Source organism: Psychrobacter sp. 78a-MNA-CIBAN-0178 (assembly GCF_040309625.1).
Classification (GTDB): Bacteria; Pseudomonadota; Gammaproteobacteria; order Pseudomonadales; family Moraxellaceae; genus Psychrobacter; species Psychrobacter okhotskensis.
In genome coordinates this window covers 42,819-64,913 of record NZ_JBEOOZ010000018.1, presented here as the reverse complement: position 1 = coordinate 64,913, position 22,095 = coordinate 42,819, and the positions used below count along the sequence as shown (strand labels likewise).

Genomic DNA, 22,095 nt, shown 5'->3' with positions numbered 1-22,095 from the left:
GTTTGAAATGCAACACGGCACATCTTACTCTTCAACTCATTCTTTTAAAACGTTGCACTTCTTATTTGAATCTAGGTTTTAAAAAAATGACCTTTTCTTCATTTAGCAGTACACTAGTCGGTTGATATAAGTGTACAGAATGCAACGAACGATACTTTGCTGTCCTACATCTTGAGTTGTCAGAGGTCTTATCTGGTCTGCGTGTGACGCTTATGCCAGTTATTGTTAATTACCCGTGAGTCCATTACATGCCTGAATCATTAAATATTATTGACCTTATTACCCAAGCCAGTCTATTGGTACAGATTGTGATGGCGCTGTTATTATTAGCGTCTTTGCTCAGTTGGGTGATTATTTTTCGTATGAGTGCACGGCTCGGTACGGCTAGGAACTTTGATCAACAGTTTGAAACGTGGTTTTGGTCGGGTGAAGATTTGGCAAAGTTGTACCAAGGTGTGCAAGGCTCGCCTGAGCGCCAAGGGCTTGAGCAGATATTTTATGTCGGGTTTTCTGAATACTTAAGAATGCACAAAAAACGCCAGCCAAAAGATGACATTATCGATGGGGTTGAGCGTAAGCTGCGGGTCGGTTTAGGACGTCAGCAGCAGTTATTAGAATCTGGGCTCACGACCCTAGCCAGTATCGGCTCAGTCGCACCTTATGTCGGTTTGTTTGGCACAGTATGGGGTATTATGAATGCCTTTTTGGGACTCTCTCAAACGGAACAGGCGACTCTCGCTTCTGTTGCGCCAGGCATCGCGGAAGCACTCATTGCCACGGCGATGGGTTTATTTGCAGCGATTCCTGCTGTGCTCGCGTACAACCACTTTACGGCCAAATCGAGCCGCTTGTACGATTCACGCGCGTTATTCTGCGATGAGATGACAGGGATGCTCCAGCGTGAGACCAGTGCTCAAAGCGTGATAGACAGAGACACTGCCCTTAACAGCAATGCCAGTCAGGTGACAGGGCTATGAAACCAAACCCTTATCGCCGTGAAAAAAAAGCGCTGAATGCGGAGATGAATGTCGTTCCTTATATCGACGTCATGCTGGTGCTACTGGTGATATTTATGGTGACAGCGCCAATGTTGATCACCGGCGTCGATGTCGAGTTGCCAAAAGAGCAAACCAATACCTTGAGTCAAAGTCAACTACCCGTGATTGTCTCTTTAACTGACAGTGGCGAGATTTTTATCAGTTATGAAAACAATGTTGATTTGCCAATTAGTGAGCCCGAGCTGATTAATACCTTGTCTAATCTGCAATCGCAGAGCAGCAATGCAGGTGCGCAGCCTTTACAAGTGATGATCAACGCCGACCAAAACAATCAATATGGCGCCATCATGACTTTGATGGCAAGCTTGCAACAAGCAGGTATCCAAAAGGTGGGATTATTAACGGGCGCCCCCTTACCCACACCTTCATTGTAATCAATTCTATTGTTAGTATCGTTTGTTATAATAAGTGAATAATCTGATGAACCTTGTCTTTCAATACCCTGTCCATGAGTATCACTGCCATGAATAATGCGCCTGCTGTTTATGTGCCGACCCAACCTGAAGGCAATGGGCTGACACTGCCTACGCTGCTCAGCTTGCTTGCACATGGTCTGGTGATTGGCATACTTATTTATACTTATCAACATACAAAAACCGACACTGTGGAAAGCATTGAGACGGTCATGGTATCCCCTGAGCAATTGGCTGAGATGCAAGGGCAAATCCTTGCCAACCGTGCAGCGGCGGCCAGTGCTATGCAAGCTGACAGCGGTGCAAGCAGTGCATCAAACACCCCATCATCAGAAAGTTTTAGCGATAGCACCAGTCAGTCAAACTCTCAGCGCGTACCTGTCTTTACCCGCTCTAACGATCCTGCCAGTCGTCCGATGCTCATGAGTGAAGAGCAGCATCAACGCATACTTGAGCAAAATCAAGAATATGAGCGTAATATGGCTGAATGGGCAGCCAAGCTAGATGAATCGGTGACAGAAGAGCATGGTCAGGTAGAGCAAAACAAAAAAGAACAGCTAATAGAAGAACAAAAACAGCTGGGTGATTTCCGTCATAAACAAAATAACCCGCCTCATATTCCACGCCCGACTGCGACTGATAAAAATTTAAAGATTGACACTGGCAGCTCTGGCAGTGCCAGTAAAAACTTTAGCTTATCAGAAGATGGTGAGTCGACCATATCTGGAAGTATGTCTGGTCAATCTAGTGGTGGTAGTCCTGCCCGTTCTAGCGGTGCTAGCGATAGTGAGATAAAAGCACTAATCAAAAAGAATCTTATATCACCAGAAGGAGCTAAGGGGCAAACTGTCCTAGCAACTCTGACTATTACTGTTGATAGCAGTGGTATTATAACTGGTTACAATGCATCAGGAAGTAACCCAAAATATAATAAAGCACTAGAAGATGCAGCTAGGGTTACTAGGAAATTACCCATTGGTCCTGACGATCCTAAATACCCTACTTTTAGCATAGAATATATTGGAACAACTAAATAAAACTCAGTATATAAAAACCTCATTTCTTAAATTTTAAAAGTATCAAGATTCTTTATTGATTTTAGGAGAATAAATTGTACAAGTATATTTATAAAAAAAAGCTTACAACTCTGTGTATTAGCGCATCATGTTTACTTGCTTCTACTAGTTTGTCTGCCAAAGAAATAGTCGTACTACAGGATAGTTTCGAAATTCCAGTCCAACAAAACCAAGTGGTTTTCGTGCCATTTGCGGGCGATTCTGTATTATCACCGATTATTCTCAATGATTTGAGTAAAACAGAATTAAAGGTGACCAATAAAGATTTACCGCAGCAGCCGCACAGTAGTAGTGAACTTTCTGGCACGCTACCCGTCTGGCAGAGCATGGGTATTCCTTACCTAGTTGTCGGCAATACTCGTAGTAATCGCGGTAAAGTAGTCACCGATTATGAAGTCGTTGATGTCAAATCTGGCCGAGTGATTGAAGGCAAGCAAACCTTAACAGCTGACAACAATAAGGAAAGCCTGCGCTACGCCGGTCACGTCATCGCTGACAAAGTTTATGAGCTGATTACTGGTACGCCAGGTGATTTCTCCGGGCGTATTGCCTACATCGAAGAAGTGGGTACTGGTAAAGACAAAGTATCGCGCTTAAAAGTGATGGATGCTGATGGCGAAAACGCCAAGACCATTACCGAGGTTGCCGGTTCGATATTCTCCCCATCGTGGTCACCAGATGGTAACCGTATCGCCTACTCTGTACAGCGTGATAAGTCATATCCTGTTATCTATGTACAAAACGTGAGTGGCGGCGGAGCTAGTGCATTAACGCCTTTTAAAGGTAGCAATTTAAGTCCCTCGTTTTCACCTGATGGTAGCAAAATACTGTTTTCAAGCAGCTTTGAAGGCAGCGCTGATATTTACGAGATGAATGCCAGCGGTGGTAAACCTAGACGAATTACCAATTGGCCAAGCAGTGAAGTGCAACCAAGCTACGCCCCAGATGGCAAATCTTTTGTGTTCGTCAGCGACCGAGCAGGATTTAATAAACCACAGATTTATCGTTACGAGTTTGGTTCGGGACGTACAACCAAAGTATCCAGTAGCGGTTATGCCACCAGCCCGCAGTTTAGTAGTGATGGCTCACAAATTGCCTTTTTAAGTGGTCGCTCAGCCGCTATTATGAATAGCAGTGGCGCGGTAACCACCAATTTGGGCAATACAGGTATCGATGAAGCGCCAAGCTTTTCACCCAATGGTAAACGCGTGGTTTATGCTTCTACTCAAGGTGGCAAAGGTATCTTGACCATCAAGTCTCTAAATGGTGGTGAGTCATTTGGTAAATCTGGACAAGGCACTATTCGCTCACCAGTCTGGTCATCTAGCCCTAAATAACTTATACAGCTCCCAAGCTTTACGAGTTAATAAAAGCGTAGATAAAAAAAAGCGCCTAATGCATAATTAGGCGCTTTTTTATGTTTGCTAAAAATAGCTGAGTAATTTCTATATTAAGGTCTGCTAAACATTCGACCGTGGCACTGCTGCCTTCTGGTGAATATTCAACATATCCTAACAGCTTCACTGAAAATTACTGGCTAAAAGATTAAACTGTGTTAATCATCACTTGGGTCCCCAGCTGGTGGATTGGCATGCCGCAGCTCTGCCACATCCTCGGCAGTGACGGTATCGGTAAAGCCATTCAAATCGCTGACCACATATTGAGTCACTGCAGCTATCTGCTCATTATTCATCATTCCATGGAATGAGGGCATACCGCGGAAGCCATTAATCAAGATATCAATGATGTAGTACTTCGATTGCATTTTGCTGTTATTAGCCAGTGGTGGATAATAACCTGCACCGTAAGCGCCCTCGCCTTTATGCATATGACACGCCGCACAAGAGTCATGATACAGCTTGGCACCATCTGTTGTCACAAAGCCATTGGTTCCTTCAAACTTTGCGTCCCACTTAGCAATACTTGGATCATTGTCCATAGTGGGCAGTGAGCTGTTATCGACGATATTGATAGGAGGTGCTGTAAGCTCTTCACGACTCATATAGACGCCGCCCCAAGCGCCCGTATTACGGCTCGCCTGATAGTCATCCGTTGTGATACCTTCTTTCTCTTGTTCGCTAGCCACTGTCTCTACATCATCTGACTGTTGACTACAACCTAACAGTGCTGCACTGCTCATCACACTCAGCAACATCACAGTCAGCAGTTTGGGTGTCATGTTTTTCATGACTTTTTTCTTCAAGATTGCCTTCTTCACGATTGCATTGTCCATGATAGCCTCTGAATTTTTATAGTTATCCATATTAACCAATATATTTAACCGAGCATTTTTGCTTTTTGATGTAGGCGCTTTGCGGCATCCATACCAGATAAAATAGCGCCCTCTTGCCACGCTGGAATATGTGAACAATGCTCGCCCGCCAGTACAATACGGTTATCAATGCTGCACAAAGTGTCGTAATGCTGACGACGAGTTGATTCATTCCAAATTCCATAACAACCGAGCGTCCACGGGATACGATGCCATACTACTGACGTACCGGCGCGGAACTCTTTTGTATACTGGGGATGAATATACTTACCGTAAGCGAGCGCGACATTGATACGTTCTTGCGGCGTCAAAGTATTAAACTTATAAGATGTCGGGCCGTAACCATAGGCTCCTAGTAGCACTCCAGTACCATCTTTAAACATATTCTGTGAAGGATAGGCAATCTGTGCAATGGGCATATCGGTATAGGTCAATCCACCAAATATCCACTCGTCTTCTTCCCAAAAGCGGCGATTAAACTCTAAGCCAACTTTATAAGAAGTCTCATAAGGTACTGCCGCCATGGCTTCTTTCATCGGTTTTGAGACGTTAATATCCATTTGCGTCAGCACCGTTAGCGGGATATTACACACGCACCAATCGGCACGTATGGTTTTGGTTGCCCCGTCTGGGCTGTTGCTATCGACATAATCGACAGTTACACCGCTTTCATCTTGATGAATTTTGGTTACTTTTGCGTTAAACTCAATCATATCGCGACATTCGCGGGTAAAGGCATCACCGATTTTGCCCATGCCGCCTACTGGCTGAAACATGGTTGGTTGGTGACCATAGGTCATATGATTGCCATAAATATCCGCCCACATGCCTGAATCTAAGATTTCACTGATAGGCAAAGGCTTTGACGGTTTTGCATCAGGCATCAAGCCACCACCGGGAAAGACACTAAAACCGCGATGCTTACTGGTCTCATTACTGGCGCGATAACGATAATCTTTATCGAGCACACCCCAGCCTTTTAAGCCTTCAAGCAGCTTTTCTTTATCCTCAGTATTAACCGAGCGATCAAGACCACCAACGTTAACTGACTTTGACAACAGCTCAGCCACATGGCCTTGAATATCATTTTTTACATCACCCAAACGCTGTGGGACACCATCAAAATGAGTGGTACGGTGCAGATAGGCACGATCATTGGTTTGAATAAAGGGCTGCATCTCGACGCCGAACTGTTTGCAATAATGAAAGACAGCATAGTGATGACTGGGCAGACGCCACGGTCCACCATTAAAATAATTACCCTCTTCAAAATCACAGGTCACTTCTTCGCCACCCAGCTCAGTATATTTGTCCCCGCTGTTGAGTGTCCAGCTACGACCACCACCACGGTTTTGGAACTCAAGTACTTTGACATCGTAGCCCGCTTTGCGTAGCTCATACGCCGCAGTTAACCCACCAAGACCGGCACCAAGAATGACAATACTAGCGCCTGCAGGTGCACCCTTAAGATCCATGGTTTCTTTAAAGCTCGATTCAGAAGCAAACCCAAGCGTCGTCATCGCTTGATACATCGCGGTTGCACCTGCGGTTTTACCGATCATCGAGAGCAGTTGGCGCCGCGTTGGTGATTGAAGCATATCTTTCATAATAATGTCCTTAAAGTAGACGTCGTGTATAACGGCAGGCATTGTTCTTTGGCATTTTGCTTTTATTATCGGCTCAGTTTATATCGAACGTTTGTCTTGCCAAGCCTTAATGCACTCCCATTTTGACCTTAATTCTCGTACTGTAATCAGCGTCTAATACGCCTTTATAAATTCTTTGTTCGACCATTTATCTAAACATAGTCAAACTAAGCGCGGCGTCTAGAGCGTAAGATGGCGCGGATGATAAATACAATGATAGCAATCGCAACGATAATACCTATTATCGCCAATAAGCCTGCGTACTTAATCAAGAAAGGCTTATCAACGCCAGTATTTGCGATGCGATCAACATCATCAGCACTCACATCACTGCTAGCAAGACCACCAAAATTCACCCGTACGTAGTTGGCAATACCAGCGATTTGCTCACTATTTAACTCGTCTGAAAACCCTGGCATGATAGGCGACGTATTGGTTGCCCCTTCTACCCCATGAAGAATCATATTAACCAGCGCATCGGGCTGGTCACGGCGGATACTGCTCAGGCCAACGATAGGCGCATAGCGAGCATCAGGCTGACCATAACCGTTAACACCATGACAGCTACCACAAGCGGCCAGATATAATGACTCTGGAGCGTTACTGCCATTACCTACTGCCGCTTTTGCCTGTTTCAAATACTCTTTTTGCGCCAGCAAGTCATGCGTGATAGATTCGTTGATTGGCGTTGGCAGACGCGACACATCCACCGCAGACACTTTGTCTTCGGTTTGGACAGCAGGTACGGCTTTTAGATAAGACGCAATGGCGCTTAAGTCTTCATTTTTTAAGTAGCGGGTACTGTGGGCGACCGCTTCACCCATGGGGCCACCAGCGTATGCACGTTGATCAAGCTCGCCTGTACGCAGATAAGTGACGATATCTTGCTCACTCCAGCTACCGATACCGCTTGACTCATCTGGGGTAATATTTGGCGCATGCCAGTTGCCGAGCTGAGCACCAGATAGGTACATACTCTTATCAAAACCCATCGTACTATTACGTGGGGTATGGCAAGTGCCACAGTGCTCTAGATTATTGACCAGATATTCACCGCGTTTTTGGGTCTCGTTCAGTCCGTCGCGCTTTTCAGTAGACGGTACGTTGAGAAAGTTCCAACCCAACATTAAGCTGCGAATATTAAAAGGAAATGGTAGATCCGTTTTTTCTTCGGGGGCTTCGTCAACCGCTGGTACCGTCTGTAAATAAGCAAACAGCGCACTGATGTCTTCCTCTTTCATGCCGCTGTAAGAAGGATATGGCATGGCAGGATAAAGCATATGGTCAGGCGCACGACCTTTTTGCAGCGCATTCTTTAAGTCCGCTTCGGTATAGTCGCCGATACCGTAACGTTTGGATGGGGTGATATTGGTGGAATAGATCTCTCCCATGGGGGTCTCGATTGCCGTCCCGCCGGTATAGTCCTCGCCGTGACAGGCCATACAGTCAGCAGCGCGAGCAATATAAGCACCGCGATTGACAAGCTCACTATTGGCGGGGCTGACATTAGGTAGGCTTGCGTTGGGCAAGCTCGCATTAGGAAGGTTGACACCTTCAGCCATGACGGCGCTGGAGGTGATACCAATGGCTAGCATTGATAACATCACAGAGAGTGGCTTCATAATATCCTCATATAGCTGGCATCTAGGGTGTTTTAATTATTTTTAGCACATAATATCTATTATTTAGCAGTATCCATTCATTGTTTGGCAATATCTAAGTCTTTGCCTATGAGGCATCTATGAAGATTAGTTACCGTAGAATGTCTGCCTTCACCACTAATGTAAAACTATTTTGCTGTTATTGCTTAAATAGTAACTTAACCACCCTATTTTTTTACAAAAATAAAAGATTTTATCATTAGAGGTTGGGTTTTATTATTCAAACCATATATTCATATTATTATTAACAACGATAAAAAATTCCTTTTAAAAACAATTACTAATAAATATCAACTGCTTTATCTGTTTTTTATAATGACGAAATTTTAGTAATAAAACTCAATAATTCTATTTTTTGACTGTTATTTTTAATTTCGAGCGTACATAATAGATACATAGTGCAGAAACCATACTATGTCTACGCTTCACATTATACTGAGGTATATATGAGGTTAGCCGTTGCATAATGCGGTAATTTGTTTATGATGAACGCTGTTTTTAATGCTGGCAATTGTGTCCTGAGATACCATTATGAAATCCTTTGTCATGACCTACATACTCTCGGCAGCGCTACTATTAAGCGCATGCCAATCTTTTCAATTTGTCGAAAACCCCATTCCTGTCAAACCATTACCCGCTAAAAACCTTAGTAAATAATTTTACTAATGGCAATAAAAAAAAGCAGCTATCAAATTGATGTCTGCTTTTTTATTTATTAGGGCGTGTCACGATTTTAATAATGGTGATAAAAAGGAGATAAATTTGCAGTCCAAAGTGGAAATAGTGCCGTTAATTTCTGATTATATTGCAAGTCTCAGTTACGACAATTAATCCTTATTTATGCTAATAAAGGCAATCTGACTTTAGCCAACTGCAATGACTGGTCGATGCTTGATAATGGTCTTGGCTAAATGATCACCAAACCAGATAGCCGTATCGATATCACCTTTACCAGGTGTTTCCTCAGGAGGGCCGTCAAGGGATTGCGTCATGAGCCCCAAAAAGCTCGACAGACGATTTAAATCATGCGATTCATGACCTGTCGGCATCAAGGGTAAACCGATCCAATTCATGCCGTGCTGCATGGTATACAAACAGATCTGTTGTAAGACGGCCAATTTATCACCGCTAAGACCGCCCGAATTGGCAAAACCTGCGGCCCACTTACCTTCCCATTTGCGATGGTACCAACGCTGTGAGGTCTCATCCATAAAGGTTTTAAATCCAGCAGTCACGCTACCCATATAGACGGCACTACCAAAAACCAGCAGATCTGCCTGATCCAAAAAATCCCAGTCGACATCATGAACATCGACGGCTCTTGCCTGAGCTTCTGGTAATTGTTGGCGCGCACCCATAACGATCGCTTCGGCCACACGCTTGGTATGACCATAATTGCTATGATAAATGACGGCAATCGATACGCTCGTTGCGTCATCAGTCGCTATGGAGGTTGAAGATGCTGTGGCAGATGTATTCATATAAACTCTAATAATGGCTATAAATAATTAAATAGAAATAAAATGGCTCAAGCGTACTTAGTATTGATCAGCGACTAGCAAATTCATACCAACTCAGTATCTGACTGGGTGGAAGCACGGCGCACAATCACTAGCGCCATCCGTCCCGTCGCTGGTTGCTGCAAATGCGTCTGACGCCGATAAGAGTAATAACGGTCATCGCCGTAACTACAGCCTATAGCAGACTCATTACATAACGTCATACCAGCAGCAGTTAATTGGTCAGCGGCAAGTCTTGGTAAGTTTAGCTTAATTTTATCCGCATTTACTTTGGCATAATTTGCGAGTTTATCAACGGTCTTATGTAAGCGCTGAGGATTAACATCCGAATTTTTACTAGTATCAATATGGCTATCATCACCGGTTTGGTTTGCAGAATTCATCACGTAGCGCGCATCGAAGCGCTCGATATTTGCTGACGTTAATAACTGACTGTCTACGCAACCTGCCAGTAGCTTATCGCGGACTTGACTACCCACTTCATAATTCTGCTGGCTAATACAGACGCCAATCCATGCCATAATTTGCCCTGAGTCGGTAAAGCGCTCAGCAGTTGCTTGGATGACGCCACAAGCCAGCCCTTGCCAACCTGCGTGAATGGCGGCAATTTTACCACTTGCAGGTTGATATAAAACAATAGGCACGCAGTCGGCAGTCATTATCGCTAAACCAACACCCTGCTGCTGACTCAGCATAGCATCAGCCGCTAGCGGTTGCATACTTAAGGCAGTGGCGTCGATATGATGAATATCATTGCCATGTACTTGATTGACCCAATGCAATCTTTTTATAGGAGCATTTTGCGCACTCGTTGATGGCAAGCTGTTCAATTTCTCATTAATCGCCGTCAAGAGACGCATGCGATTGTCTAAAACCTTTGCCGCATCATCGTTTACATGCAAGCCCAAATTAAGCGCGCCATAGCTCGCCTGCCCTAGCTCATGCATTTGCTGACTGTTTGTATCAGCTGCACATTTATTACCATTGGCAAGTGCGGCGGTCTGAAAAACCGCCACATCGTCTAGTTGTGCTAGCAATGTCATAGGAAGCTTACTTTTCATGGCGTCTCTACCATCTCTCTCGTCACAGAAATACGTACTTAAGGCCAATTAGTCAAAAGCATTTATTCAGGATCGTAACCATCACCTAACACAGCCATCAACTGCTGCATGTCTTCAGGGATTGGCGTAGTGACTTCGATATCTTCGCCCGTCGTTGGATGAACAAAACCCAAAGTATAAGCATGCAATGCCTGTCTTGGGAAGTTAGTAATCGCTTGACGCTGCGCCTCTGTGAGACCTGCCCGCAGTTGACGACGACCACCATAGACGCGATCGCCGACGATCGGATAGGTAATATGACTCAAATGCACGCGAATCTGGTGGGTACGACCCGTCTCAAGACCCACATCTAGCAGACAGTAATTGTCATTAAGAGCCGTCACATTTAACAAATGCGTGACCGCTTCGCGACCAGCAGTCATGACCGTCATTTTGGTACGCTGATTGCGATGGCGACCAATGGGCGCATCAATACGACGATGACGCAGCAGACTTGCCGCATCGCCAGCGACGACACACTGGTAATGACGATAGACAGACTTGTCTTTCAGTTGCTCCATCAATGCCAATTGCGCAGGTTTGGTCTTGCCAATAAGCAACAATCCAGAAGTGTCTTTGTCAATACGATGCACCAGACCGGCACGCGGAAGATGGTGCTGCTGCGGATAGTGATACAGCAACGCATTGACCAAAGTACCTGTCTGATTGCCAGCACCAGGATGAACCACCATACCGACGGGCTTATTAATCACCAAGACATCATCGTCTTCATAGACCACATCGATATCGATATCTTCTGGTTGATCTTCCCCATGCGGCTGCAGCGTCGTTGACAGATGTATCACATCGCCCGCTTTGACCCGAATCTTGGGCTTTTGCACGCTATCGTTATAGAGTAAGCTGCCGTCGCTGATCCAGCCTTGCAACTGCGCACGCGAAAAGTCGGTAAACACCAGTGATGCCAATTTATCGATACGGAGACCTGCTTGTTCTTCGGTGACGGCATAGGTTACATCGATAACGACGGGTACCGCTTGCCCTGCAGTCGACGCTTCATAATCAGCATCATCATCGTCGTCACTGTCATCAATACCTTCGTCAGCCTCATCCGTTTCATAGTCCTCAATCATCTCGTCATCGAGTCTATCACTATCTTTTGAGACACTGCCTTCTGAAACAGTACCTTCTGACGCTTGTGACAGGGTATCGTCTGCGATGAAATCATCGGATACCGTCTCTGCGTTTATGCGGTCATCAGTTTCTAGCGGCTTAGCATCTGATGATTCGTTATTTTTTAAAACTTTATTTGACATGGAAGGCTCTTGCGCTGATAAATGTTGCGCTGATAAATCAGTATCTAGCGATTGATTCGATGGTAAATGGGTGGTCATAGTATTATTATTCATAACAGATTTAGACATAAAAATGCCTGACATGATTTTATAAAGTAGTTATAGCAATGCACTTCTTATAGCAATAAAGCACTTATAATAAACCACTTTATAAGAAAAATTTATAGGCAAATATAGTGCGCTATAACAAAAACAACGCCTCGCATTGACCATCAAAACCTATCTTGGTCAAGAAATCAGCGACAGTAGTGCCATAGTGTAGCATGCCAAGTGCTCAAGCCCTATAGAAGCTGCGCGTTATCTGTCATTTTATCCCTATCATTTGATCGCTAAATCATCGACAATTAACTCTCTAAAATATGACGTTGCTGTAATTTACTGTATATTTGTCGATGTCAGCACCATTCGATATCGCTCGTTGCGACGGCTCATGCTAAACTGCAAAGCTGAAACGTAATAGACAGAGATGTTCAGGATATATCCGCTGGTAGGGCCTTGAATACACTAAGATAAATACGGAAGACCTTCTGCCATTCAAAGCGCTCTAGATAGATGAACGGCAAAATAGATAACGAAAAAATAGACGAAGCCGCGGTTATTCTATAAAGTAAGCTCTATTTTGCTGTATGCTATGGCACGGTATTTTTAAAAATGTACTTTTAAACTGGTACTATTAAATAAGCCATTGCAAAAACTGTATTTGATAAAAATTATGTTGATTACGAGTCGGCTTACCTATTAGCATACTCAATAATAAACCGTTAACTGGTGCGTTACGCATCGTTTTTATTATTAACCTTATATATAGCATGATAGCGCCGCTGCTATTATGCGTCTTGTGTCGGAGAAGAAGTATGCACGCTGTTGGCAATACGTTTATCAAACTGTCCTCAATCACCCTGCTTGCGCTAAGTGTCAACTTGGTGGGCTGTCAGACTTTTAAGAACCTGACCAATAAAAACGTCGATGCAGTCGAAACCGCCGAGAAGTCAGAGCAAGGCTACTATAACGATGCCATCGCTCAGATTGACAAAGCTCGTTATACCCAAGCGATTGAAGACTTGACCAATCTGCGTACTTTTTATCCTACCGGACAGTATGCTGAACAAGCGCTGCTCGATATGATGTATGCCCAATATGAAAGCGGTAAGTTTGAGTTGGCAGCAGCCAGCGCTGATCAGTTTATTGGTCTCTACCCTTCTAATCCGCAAGTCAGCTACGCCTATTACGTGCGCGGTGTGGCCAATATGCAGGGCTCATCTGAAGGCCTTAAATTGTTTAAGCTGAATCAAGCTGAGCGTGATACTGCCTATCTGCGTATCGCCTTTGCCAACTTTCAAGAGCTTATTAATAAGTACCCCAATAGCCCTTATACGCCAGATGCTGCACAGCGTATGACCTTTATTTACAATCAGTTTGCTGAAAGTGAGCTGAGTGCGGCCAGTTGGTATATTGAGCGTGAAGCTTATGTCGCGGCTATCAACCGTGCCAAATGGGTCTTTCAATACTATCCACTGAGCGAGTCTGTACCCGAAGCCATCGCCATTCTCGCCTACAGCCATGAAAAGCTAGGGCTAACCGACTTGGCCAAAGAGTACAAAACCCTATTACAAATCAACTATCCAAATTGGCTAACCAGTGATGGACGCGTCAAGCTCAATACCAAGCGTGACCGCACTTGGTTTAACAAGCTGACCTTTGGTAAGCTTGGCCGTTCGGGTATCAAAGACAGCTCAGTCTCTCAAGGTAACTACACTGGCGCAACCAAAACCCAAGTCGTTCGTAACGCCAATCAGTTGCGATTGCCAAATGACAATGCAACTAACGCCAATGCTGCTAACGCTAATGCACCACTAAATACCTCTCCAACGAACCGTATTGGTGGTATCAATGTCGGCTTAGGTCTGCCTGAGGCGTCCTCTGAACGCGTTACCAACCAAGCCAGCACTGGCTCTACCGCTAGAGAAGCGAATGTTGATCCGCAGAACATCAACCCAACGCGCCGTACCACGCTATCCGATGAGAATAATAGCGATAGTATTCGTCTAACACCAATGGACAATGATATAGTCATAGAAGAAGCTGAATAGTTAGCGTTCATAGCCTTACACTGAAGTGATATAGCTAATCTGTAGTTATTTAAAAAGGCCAACTGATAGTTGGCCTTTTTTTGTTCATACTGATACTGAACAATATCTTTATAGATTTTATGTTTTTAATATCGATAATTGTTCATCATTAGTATCAATGCTACTGTAACACACCCGAGTTTGCAGTTACGGGAAAACTGCTTATGCCTTCGCAAACCACCCTTCTCTAACAACTCACCATAAACGTAGCAGAATTAAGCCCCTCATTATTTAACGCCATTGCCTTTTAAAAGTAGACCGGCCCCCGATAATTATCGAGGGCCAGTCAAATATTTAGGCAGGTATTAATGTATTAGTCTTCTAGTGCTTCCATAGCGTGTTGACCTACTTCTGTGTGATGCAGTACTTTGCCAAAGGGTACGGTAGTATCTCCCGGGCCTTGGGTAAATACCAGTACCGGTGTATTGGTATGGGTGCCGGTGGCCCAGACTACGTTTTGCTGTTCAGCCACTTCGCGAGCCAGAAGGTTTTGACGATTGTCGTCAGTTTGGTAAGCGAAAAAGGCACCGTTAACGTCCATTTTTGGAACGGTTTTGGTGCTTAGATAAGGATGGCCTTCGGTGTAAAGAGGATTGTCCTCGGTTGCGAGTACGCGCGCAGCTTGAGCTTCTGTAATGTCAAAGCCAGTTTCAGAATTTACAATGCGAGCTAAGCTGGCAGGTGTTTGCTGGTCTGCTTCTAGTGCATCGAACTGGCTGTAAAATATGTCGCCGTAGGAGGATTTTTGCTCGTAGAGTGTATCGAGGGTCGCTACGTCGCCGAAGTTGAAGAGCGGTTGGAACTGTTGCTCTTTGAAAACGTTGCCTGGTAGGTCACGTCCGTGGGGTAGATCATTAGCAGAATAGCTGAAGCCAAAGCCACCTGTCTCGTGATCAGCGGTTACCACAATCAGGGTATCGTCACGGCCTTCTGCCCAATCCAATACATAATTAAGTGTTTCGTTCAACCGCAGCATTTCGTGCAGCATAGTGCCAGTGTCGTTGTAGTGCCCTGCCCAATCTATTTGCCCAGCTTCAATCATCAGGAAAAATCCTTCGTCGTTTTTGGACAACGAATTAATCGCTTTTTCTGACATTTCTTTTAGCGTTGGTATGGTGCGGGCGGGGTCATTCTTAGTTTGGTGCTCGGTAATACCGTTTGGCAACGATGAATAAGCAAATAAGCCAAGTATTTTACCGTCGGCCTTTTCCATCTGTGAGCGGTTGAACGCTAAATCATAGTTCTTCTGCTGTGCTTCAGCGATCAAGTTTCGGTTGTCTTTACGCTTGGATTTAATAACGACGCTACCTTCGGACAGCACTTCCAATTCTTGGCGGACAGCTGATTGCTCATCATTGACGGACTCAGGAATCCAGTAACGCAGACCACCGGACAACATGACATCTACGTTATTGTTCAGCAGGTCTTCAGCAATTTCATTTTCTAAGCTGCGATGGCTCTGGTGCGCGGCAAAGCCAGCTGGGGTTGCATGGGTAATGCGGGTATCGGACACCAGCCCGGTGGATTTGCCTAGTTTTTTGGCCTTTTCCAGTATACTTTCTGCGCTGTTACCGTCTTTATCCGTGCCAACCATCTCAGCACCAGCTAGCTTACCGGTTGCCAGTTGTGTAGCGGAAGCGGCAGAATCGACCACTAGGTTGTTGTTGGCGTGGGTCATAGAAATACCCATACGGCCGTTAGCAGCGATCCGGTCAAAGGCTGTTGTGCCGTCGGTGATTACCGAGTTTGGCGCTTGCTTGGCGTACGCCAATAGTAGACCAACTTGTTGTGGCCCCATACCGTCGCCAATGATCATAATGACGTTTTTGGCTTTTTCCGGCGTGGATTGTACTGCTTGCGGCGCAGATTGCATTGTTGTACACGCTGTCAGCATCAGGTAGGTTGTGACCATTCCTGCTGCTACTGTGGCTTTACGGACGTTCATAATAAAATCCTATTACGGTTGGTGTTTTCATGGCTATTTGGGTGCGACTATCGCCACCTCAGCTGTCGTCCAGATGTTTGCCTAGAGTGATATGGTGTAGCTCTCGTTCGTCAGCGGAGCCGATTATTTGACTGCTCTCTACCTCCAGCAGAATTAATAGACATGGCTTTTTTACGCAAACCTTCGTGAAGTACGCGCACTCCATGGCTCATTGAACTCATACCGTTTTCTTAATAACTTCCCTATTAAAATGAATCTTCATTGCAGTGAGGAAGCATTCAAACGAATACACTAACACAATTCCGTAACAATATTTCACCGAGTTTAATGACAAATTATCAGTAACTTGGCTTAATCGAAATGCCAGTATACATTTACAAAGGGCTTAAAAGTCATAACAGACTACAGTGATATTTTATTGAGAAATCAAACGAATTATACTAACGGTTTCTCATCTATTTGAAACTATTTTAGGTATTGGTAGCCCTATTTATGAATTGTATGTAGACCTTGTGGTAAAATATTTGTCCTTATGAGTATCCCAAACCATATTCTCGAACAATTAAATAGCCAAGCTGACTTAATCAGTATTATTGGGCGTCACACGACGCTCAAACGTGCTGGTAGTGAGTTTAAAGGCTGTTGCCCGTTTCATGGTGAAAAATCACCGTCTTTTTATGTCAATCCACAAAAAAATATCTATCACTGCTTTGGTTGTAGTGTCGGTGGCAATGCCATCAGTTTTTTACGTGATTATGAAAACCTAACGTTTATCGAAGCGGTCAATGAGCTGTCAAAACAAACGGGCATCGAAGTGCCAAAAGAAGAACAGCAAAACGTTAGTTATCAGCGTACTAAAAAACAAGCTGCTATAAAACCCGCCTCGCGTGCACCCGCTGCTGAAACTGCAAAATTTCAGCCAGCAGTGGATAACCAATTACCAGCAAGCATAGCAACCGATTCTCAGCAGAAAAACTATACAGATCAGCCCACTTATAATGACCATAATAATCATGATAGTAGCTACGATCATAACTATGAAAACAGCTACGACAGCTATCCACCGCTAGACGCTTACGATTCAGCGCCTTATCCAATGGATTCTTATCCTGCCGACTATCAAGATGCAACTAACAATGGCGCTCCACCTGCATGGTTGACCGATACCAATGCTGGCGCAGGCTCACATAGTGACAATAGTGTCTCAGATAAAGACGGCAATCTATACGATTTACTGGAACAAATTCAGCAATTCTATCAACACAACCTCACTATCCATCCGCATGCCAAGCATTATTTCTTATCGCGTGGCATTACTAAAGATATCTTTGAGACTTTTGGTCTCGGTTATGCACCCTTCGGTTGGCAGCATCTTGAGCATCAATTCCCGCAAGATATTGAAGGTCTAAAAGCGCTTGGTTTAGTGCGCCAATCAGAATCTGGGCGCGATTACGACTTGCTTCGCGATCGGGTGATTTTTCCGATTCGTGACAATCAAGGTCGCACCATTGGCTTTGGTGGTCGCGCGCTCGATGATGACGTGAAGCCAAAATATATCAACTCCTCTGACTCGCCCGTTTTTCATAAGCAGCATGTGCTGTACGGCTATTATGAATCACGCCAGCAACGTGCGGATAGTTGGCTGGTGGTCGAAGGTTATATGGATGTAATTGCCCTTTACCAATCCGGTATCTATGGCGCGATTGCCTCTATGGGTACGGCGATTAATGAGAGTCAAATCTCGCGATTATTAACGCTAAATCCTACCCTGACATTAAGCTTCGATGGTGATAGTGCAGGACAAAAAGCGGCTTGGCGAACGCTAGAAGTTGCTCTGCCTGTACTGGCTGATGATAAAGAGCTACGGTTTTTGACACTGCCCAACAATCATGACCCTGACACCTTTATCAAGAGTCAAGGCGGTGACGCTATGCGAGAGCAAATCAAAAATGCCATGCCGCTGTCACAGTATATTTTTGCCTACTTAAGCGAGCGCTATGATTTGACCTTGGTAGAAGGCAAAGCCAAACTGATGTCACAGGTACGTTCACTAACCATGGCGCTTCCCAAAGGCAGTAGCTTTCGTTACCTACTAAATAATGATATCTATCAAAAGCTAGGTGGTAAGCGTAGCCAAAACAAAGAAGCAAGGGACGCGCTGCTAGATTTCGATGGTGATATGACCATCAGCCAGCAATTGCAGCTTTGTTTTTTATTCCAGCCGCGTGCACTGCTTGAAGATCCTATTGAGTCGATCTGGCAACAGGCCGGTATCAACCGCATCAACCTGCCAGCTCATATCAAGGAAAAAGCCTCGCCTGATATCTTGCGTGCACTTGCTTGGGAAGACTTGCAAGATGATGCCCTGCTCGATATCGTCAGCACTATCAAGCGCTGCCTCAATTATTTACCGCAGGACGCCAACGCCGCTGCGCACTTTATCCTGTCGAACGTCAAACCGATTACCCAAGAGATGCTGAGTCGTAACTGGGGCGGCTTTTATAAAACCCTAACGACAAGAAATATTTTGAGCCTTGATGAGCTGATTGAAAACTTGGTCAGTCAGCTTCTCGAACGCAATATGAAGAAAAAGATACAAGAGCTGATAAAAAACCCCGATCATATCAAGCTGGCGATTGTCCGTAAGCAGACACAGCTATTGAACGATTGGCTACGTGCTCAGCAAGCCGAACAATCGGCGCAGATGGTCACCGTGCAGTCTTAATATCTGATGTTATTTTTGGTTTATAAATTGGCAGCCCTTTAAAAGTATGGTGGTTGCCCCCACTACTAGTGATTATGGCCAATCGCTCAAGCCATCTTTATCATTCATTATACGAACAATAAACCATTATACGAATCGAAAATAATGAGTAAATATGATAGAGAGCATGCACTACCTCGTGCTTGACTACACTGGTCTGTGTTAAACTGTGTCGCTAACTATTTATAGCATGGCTTACGAAATGACTATAAGCGTGCATCGTTAAGCACAAATTTTTAGTATTACTTTTAACAATTATTATTTTTGATATATTTTTAACAGTTTTTTAGCTCCGTTATTGTAGTGTTTTGAGCCTTTATTCATATCCACTCATTTTTGATATTGTTGACTGTCCCTACGCCTTATTTTGATTAATCGATTGATTAGATCAACGCACCGAGCGAGCGCTAGCGAGTCACCCTATAAAAATGTCCGATGCAAGTAAGCGAGTATTTATGAACGATAAGTCAGTTTCTAAGTCCACCTCTCAACTGGCCACCTTAATCCAAATGGGTAAAGAGCAAGGGTATCTTACCTATGCCGAGGTGAATGACCAACTACCCGACTCTATTACCGAAAGTGACCAGATCGAAGACATCGTGCAAATGCTGACCGACGTTGGCATTAAAATCTTTGAGTCTGCCCCAGATGCCGATGACATCTTGATGAACGATGATTCAAGTGATGATGACATGGCAGCGGATGAGGCAGCGGCCGTCTTGGCCTCTGTTGAGACAGAGCCTGGTCGCACCACTGACCCTGTGCGTATGTATATGCGTGAGATGGGTACGGTTGACCTCTTAACCCGTGAAGGCGAGATTGCTATTGCCAAGCGTATCGAAGAAGGTATTCGTGACGTCCAGCATGCGATGTCATACTGGCCGGGCACGGTACAATTCGTCCTTGATGAATATCAAAAAGTGCAAGATGGCGACAAAAAACTCTCTGATGTCATCACCGGCTTTTTGGATCCTGAGACCGAAGAAGACAAAATAGCGGCTCAAGAAGCCAAAGAAGCGGCGAAAGAAGAGCGCGAGCGCATCAAAGAAGAAAAAGAAAATCCGCCTGTTATCAAGCCAAAAGCCAATGCGAAAGACGATCTCGATGATGACGACGCTGATGATATTGATGACGCTGAGGAAGAGGAAGAAGAAACGGGCGGCATCGATCCAGAAGAAGTACGCTTGCGTCTAGAAGAGATCGAAAACCTATTTATTAAAGCAAAACAGGCCTTGCTCGACTATGGTCGTGGTAGCGCACAAGCCGACGAAGCCTATGCACAATTGGCAGAACGCTTTATGATGCTCAAGCTCAACAATCGCTTGTCAGACCAAGTCATGGCTATCATGCATGACGTGTATGATGATGTGCGTAAGCAAGAACGTCAAATCATGCGTTTGGTGATTCGCCGTGGTCGTATGCCGCGTGATGAGTTCCGCAAGACCTTCCCTAGTAACGAAACCAACGTTGATTGGCTCATTGAGCGCCTAAAAGGCAAGCCCGCTTTTGCTGGTACGCTAGAAAAAGTCACCGATGACGTGATTTTGCTACAGCGTAAAATTCGTGATTACGAGCAGCAGCTCGACATGAAAATCCACGATATGAAAGACGTCGCCCGTCGTATGGCAGTCGGTGAAGCCAAAGCTCGCCGCGCCAAAAAAGAGATGGTCGAAGCTAACTTGCGTCTGGTTATCTCTATCGCTAAGAAATATACCAACCGTGGTCTACAGTTCTTGGATTTAATCCAAGAAGGTAATATCGGTCTGATGAAAGCGGTCGATAAGTTTGAATACCGCCGTGGTTATAAGTTCTCGACCTATGCCACTTGGTGGATTCGTCAGGCGATTACCCGCTCTATCGCGGATCAGGCGCGTACCATTCGTATCCCTGTGCATATGATTGAGACGATTAATAAAATTAACCGTGTTTCACGTCAGCTATTACAAGAGATGGGACGCGAGCCGACACCTGAGGAATTAGGCGAACGCTTAGAGATGGACGAAGTCAAAGTCCGTAAAGTGCTAAAAATCGCCAAAGAGCCTATCTCTATGGAGACGCCTATCGGTGATGACGAAGACTCACATCTAGGCGATTTCATCGAAGATGGTACGATTTCAAGTCCTGTTGATGATGCAACCGCGGCTGGTCTGCGTGAAGCCACTCGTGACGTATTGGGTAATCTGACTGAGCGTGAAGCACGTGTCCTAAAAATGCGTTTCGGTATCGATATGCCAACGGATCATACGTTAGAAGAAGTTGGTAAGCAGTTCGATGTGACGCGTGAGCGTATTCGTCAGATTGAAGCAAAAGCCCTACGTAAATTGCGTCATCCATCACGTTCAGAGCACCTACGCTCTTTCCTTGAAAATGACTAATTTATCTAGGTACAAAATGCTGAACACGATATAAGCATTCTTAAAATCAAATCAAAAAAGCTGAGCATGACTCAGCTTTTTTGTGTCTACAAGATAGTCATTTATGGTATTGCTAGCTTATTTTAACAATAGCAGTGCTCTTTTTCAGCGCTACTAATTTGCTTCAATACGTATCAGTGCCCTTGAATAATGGGTCAAGTGCCATTATAAATAGCCAGTATGTAAGCGACATTCTCAAATAACGATAAGGATACGATGATGAGCGATAACAACAACCCAAAAAGAGACGTCAAAGTGACCGAGTTAGTCGCCAATGACGGTATTTTGAAAGGCAAAAAAACCGACGTGCAAAATCCTGAGCTTTGGGAGTTCCCAATGAACTACCCACTGAGCATCATCGGTCATGAAGGCGAGCATGAGAATTTGCTGAATGAAGTGAAGCTCATCCTCGGTAGCCAGTTCCCAGAGTTTGATTTGGCGTCTATGGAAGTCAAACCGTCAAAAACAGGACGTTTTCATTCGGTACGTGCCAATCTGTACTTAACCACTGTTGAACAAGTAAATACGCTTTATGCCTCACTAGACGATGCCAAAACGGTACGCTTGGTTGTATAAACAGGGAATGGGTGTTTAGAAAAAAACAACCCTTTTTAGGTCTAAATCGTCACTCATATGGGTGGCGATTTTTTGTTGTCTGCGGTACAATCTGCATCCGAATTATTACGGTGATGACCACAACTATCACTCGACCCTTTAGCAAATAATAAAAAGCAAACGACCATCCATTTTTACAAAAAATTTATTATTTGTGTCATTCGCACCT

At 44.6% G+C, this 22,095-nt stretch carries 15 protein-coding genes; 8 read left to right on the top strand and 7 right to left on the bottom strand.

The window, feature by feature from the left end; all coding sequences use genetic code 11:
• Nucleotides 1-248 precede the first annotated feature (248 nt).
• The 4 genes from tolQ (at nt 249) to AAEY80_RS10500 (ending at nt 3,884) form a co-directional block, all read left to right on the top strand.
• Nucleotides 249-977 carry a protein TolQ gene (gene tolQ, locus AAEY80_RS10515; RefSeq protein WP_025653297.1) on the top strand — a complete coding sequence of 243 codons (729 nt, stop codon included), beginning with the start codon at nt 249-251 and terminating at the stop codon, nt 975-977.
• The gene (gene tolR, locus AAEY80_RS10510) at nt 974-1,432 is read left to right on the top strand and encodes a protein TolR (RefSeq protein ID WP_025653296.1); all 459 of its coding nucleotides are present in this window, start codon (nt 974-976) and stop codon (nt 1,430-1,432) included. The genes tolQ and tolR overlap by 4 nt, the downstream gene beginning before the upstream one ends.
• A gap of 53 nt (nt 1,433-1,485) precedes the next feature.
• On the top strand, nt 1,486-2,508 hold the full coding sequence (locus AAEY80_RS10505) for a cell envelope integrity TolA family protein (RefSeq protein WP_350588273.1): 1,023 nt from the start codon (nt 1,486-1,488) through the stop codon (nt 2,506-2,508).
• Nucleotides 2,509-2,657: 149 nt separating this feature from the next.
• Nucleotides 2,658-3,884: a beta-propeller domain-containing protein gene (locus AAEY80_RS10500; RefSeq protein WP_350588272.1), complete on the top strand. Its 1,227-nt coding sequence runs from the start codon at nt 2,658-2,660 to the stop codon at nt 3,882-3,884.
• 218 nt (nt 3,885-4,102) lie between these two features.
• Here the strand turns inward: AAEY80_RS10500 and AAEY80_RS10495 are convergent, their stop codons facing one another.
• The 6 genes from AAEY80_RS10495 to AAEY80_RS10470 all read right to left on the bottom strand — a co-directional run bounded on the left by AAEY80_RS10495 (nt 4,103) and on the right by AAEY80_RS10470 (nt 12,098).
• On the bottom strand, nt 4,103-4,735 hold the full coding sequence (locus tag AAEY80_RS10495) for a c-type cytochrome (RefSeq protein WP_173240384.1): 633 nt from the start codon (nt 4,733-4,735) through the stop codon (nt 4,103-4,105).
• 89 nt (nt 4,736-4,824) lie between these two features.
• Nucleotides 4,825-6,426: a flavin monoamine oxidase family protein gene (locus tag AAEY80_RS10490; protein ID WP_025653293.1), complete on the bottom strand. Its 1,602-nt coding sequence runs from the start codon at nt 6,424-6,426 to the stop codon at nt 4,825-4,827.
• Nucleotides 6,427-6,632: 206 nt separating this feature from the next.
• Nucleotides 6,633-8,087 carry a cytochrome c gene (locus tag AAEY80_RS10485; protein ID WP_101210992.1) on the bottom strand — a complete coding sequence of 485 codons (1,455 nt, stop codon included), beginning with the start codon at nt 8,085-8,087 and terminating at the stop codon, nt 6,633-6,635.
• A 902-nt stretch (nt 8,088-8,989) separates the two neighbouring features.
• Complete coding sequence (locus tag AAEY80_RS10480) at nt 8,990-9,607, bottom strand: flavodoxin family protein (RefSeq protein ID WP_101210993.1); 618 nt, start codon at nt 9,605-9,607, stop codon at nt 8,990-8,992.
• An 83-nt stretch (nt 9,608-9,690) separates the two neighbouring features.
• Nucleotides 9,691-10,707 (bottom strand): purine nucleoside phosphorylase YfiH/LACC1 family protein, encoded by a 1,017-nt coding sequence (locus AAEY80_RS10475; protein WP_201566697.1) that lies wholly within the window; start codon nt 10,705-10,707, stop codon nt 9,691-9,693.
• 62 nt (nt 10,708-10,769) lie between these two features.
• Complete coding sequence (locus tag AAEY80_RS10470; RefSeq protein ID WP_502945554.1) at nt 10,770-12,098, bottom strand: RluA family pseudouridine synthase; 1,329 nt, start codon at nt 12,096-12,098, stop codon at nt 10,770-10,772.
• 815 nt (nt 12,099-12,913) lie between these two features.
• On the opposite strand from AAEY80_RS10470, the gene AAEY80_RS10465 reads away from it, so the two are divergent.
• Nucleotides 12,914-14,149, top strand: coding sequence for an outer membrane protein assembly factor BamD (locus AAEY80_RS10465; RefSeq protein ID WP_025653288.1), 1,236 nt, complete (start codon nt 12,914-12,916; stop codon nt 14,147-14,149).
• A gap of 352 nt (nt 14,150-14,501) precedes the next feature.
• Here the strand turns inward: AAEY80_RS10465 and AAEY80_RS10460 are convergent, their stop codons facing one another.
• Nucleotides 14,502-16,133, bottom strand: coding sequence for an alkaline phosphatase (locus tag AAEY80_RS10460; protein ID WP_025653287.1), 1,632 nt, complete (start codon nt 16,131-16,133; stop codon nt 14,502-14,504).
• Nucleotides 16,134-16,665: 532 nt separating this feature from the next.
• Here AAEY80_RS10460 and AAEY80_RS10455 point away from each other — a divergent pair.
• The 3 genes from AAEY80_RS10455 (at nt 16,666) to AAEY80_RS10445 (ending at nt 21,887) form a co-directional block, all read left to right on the top strand.
• Nucleotides 16,666-18,858: a DNA primase gene (locus AAEY80_RS10455; protein ID WP_201583575.1), complete on the top strand. Its 2,193-nt coding sequence runs from the start codon at nt 16,666-16,668 to the stop codon at nt 18,856-18,858.
• A gap of 494 nt (nt 18,859-19,352) precedes the next feature.
• Nucleotides 19,353-21,272, top strand: a complete 1,920-nt coding sequence (gene rpoD, locus AAEY80_RS10450; RefSeq protein WP_025653285.1) for an RNA polymerase sigma factor RpoD — start codon at nt 19,353-19,355, stop codon at nt 21,270-21,272.
• A 258-nt stretch (nt 21,273-21,530) separates the two neighbouring features.
• Nucleotides 21,531-21,887, top strand: a complete 357-nt coding sequence (locus tag AAEY80_RS10445; RefSeq protein WP_025653284.1) for a YbeD family protein — start codon at nt 21,531-21,533, stop codon at nt 21,885-21,887.
• Nucleotides 21,888-22,095: the final 208 nt, after the last annotated feature.

Excerpts from the sequence above, each read along its gene's own strand:
- AAEY80_RS10475 (WP_201566697.1), bottom strand. The coding sequence starts at position 10,707 with ATGAAAAGTAAGCTTCCTATGACATTGCTAGCACAACTAGACGATGTG.
- AAEY80_RS10470 (WP_502945554.1), bottom strand. The coding sequence starts at position 12,098 with ATGACCACCCATTTACCATCGAATCAATCGCTAGATACTGATTTATCA.
- AAEY80_RS10455 (WP_201583575.1), top strand. The coding sequence starts at position 16,666 with ATGAGTATCCCAAACCATATTCTCGAACAATTAAATAGCCAAGCTGAC.
- AAEY80_RS10495 (WP_173240384.1), bottom strand. The coding sequence starts at position 4,735 with ATGAAAAACATGACACCCAAACTGCTGACTGTGATGTTGCTGAGTGTG.
- AAEY80_RS10465 (WP_025653288.1), top strand. The coding sequence starts at position 12,914 with ATGCACGCTGTTGGCAATACGTTTATCAAACTGTCCTCAATCACCCTG.
- tolQ (WP_025653297.1), top strand. The coding sequence starts at position 249 with ATGCCTGAATCATTAAATATTATTGACCTTATTACCCAAGCCAGTCTA.
- AAEY80_RS10485 (WP_101210992.1), bottom strand. The coding sequence starts at position 8,087 with ATGAAGCCACTCTCTGTGATGTTATCAATGCTAGCCATTGGTATCACC.
- AAEY80_RS10460 (WP_025653287.1), bottom strand. The coding sequence starts at position 16,133 with ATGAACGTCCGTAAAGCCACAGTAGCAGCAGGAATGGTCACAACCTAC.
- AAEY80_RS10480 (WP_101210993.1), bottom strand. The coding sequence starts at position 9,607 with ATGAATACATCTGCCACAGCATCTTCAACCTCCATAGCGACTGATGAC.
- AAEY80_RS10490 (WP_025653293.1), bottom strand. The coding sequence starts at position 6,426 with ATGAAAGATATGCTTCAATCACCAACGCGGCGCCAACTGCTCTCGATG.
- rpoD (WP_025653285.1), top strand. The coding sequence starts at position 19,353 with ATGAACGATAAGTCAGTTTCTAAGTCCACCTCTCAACTGGCCACCTTA.
- tolR (WP_025653296.1), top strand. The coding sequence starts at position 974 with ATGAAACCAAACCCTTATCGCCGTGAAAAAAAAGCGCTGAATGCGGAG.
- AAEY80_RS10445 (WP_025653284.1), top strand. The coding sequence starts at position 21,531 with ATGAGCGATAACAACAACCCAAAAAGAGACGTCAAAGTGACCGAGTTA.